This is a genomic window from Colwellia aquaemaris (assembly GCF_057548755.1).
This window is the reverse complement of the sequence record NZ_BAAJLV010000026.1, coordinates 1-833: the sequence shown is the minus strand read 5'-3', so window position 1 is coordinate 833 and position 833 is coordinate 1. Positions and strand designations below refer to the sequence as shown.

Genomic DNA, 833 nt, shown 5'->3' with positions numbered 1-833 from the left:
TGAATTGCTTGTTATATGCAGCGCCAGTAAAAACAAACACTACACGAATTTAAAGGCACCCGTTATAAAACGACCAACGGTGAATTTTTGAGCGTTAAGCACAACTGGCCGAACTAAATTAATAACTTTGTTGCCTTTGAAAAAGGAATAACAACAAAGTTTATTAGTGCATACACTAAACACTTTTAGCGAAAAACACTACGTAAAAATCTTTTGCTCTAAGACGTAATTCTTTGAAGCATATAACGCCTTACTAATGGGCGCATAAATGCTTGGCTAAAATTGGCGACGAAGGAGCGCAAGCCAAGCGTTTTGCGTCCTTTTAAGTAACTTGTTAGTTTTCGAAGTTCTCATACGTCCCAAACCAATCTTTGTGCTCAGGATATTTTTGCTTATAAGCCTTTAATTCCGCCTTTGGAGCATACTTAAAATACAAACCGAAATAGTCGACTAAGTAATCTTCACCTTTACCCATTCGCCAAAACATATCTGTTGGGTGGTAATCAGGAAATTTAATCCATGGTGGTTCAGGTGGACTAATTTTTAATTCATTCTCGTAACGTTCTTTGAGCATATTTTCCCACGAGGCTTTATGCTCAAGATACTTGTTCCATTGCTCGTCAGTTAAGTCGGCTGGTTTATCATTTGCCATTGTCACCGCTGATACAAAAATCAAATTAAAAAAGAATACTCGAATCATACTCATAGAAAACTAACGCCCATATTAAGGGGCTTTTTATAGTTTGCCAAAATGTGTAGCGCAGCGAAACCAGGCAAACTGTAAAAAGTCCCGCTTGAATTGCTTGTTATATGCAGCGCAATTTAAAACAAAC

At 37.5% G+C, this 833-nt stretch carries 1 protein-coding gene; it reads right to left on the bottom strand.

What is annotated here, in order from left to right:
- Positions 1–334: 334 nt before the first annotated feature.
- The gene (locus tag AC27HL_RS19530) at positions 335–652 is read right to left on the bottom strand and encodes a hypothetical protein (RefSeq protein ID WP_487081928.1); all 318 of its coding nucleotides are present in this window, start codon (positions 650–652) and stop codon (positions 335–337) included.
- Positions 653–833 lie beyond the last annotated feature (181 nt).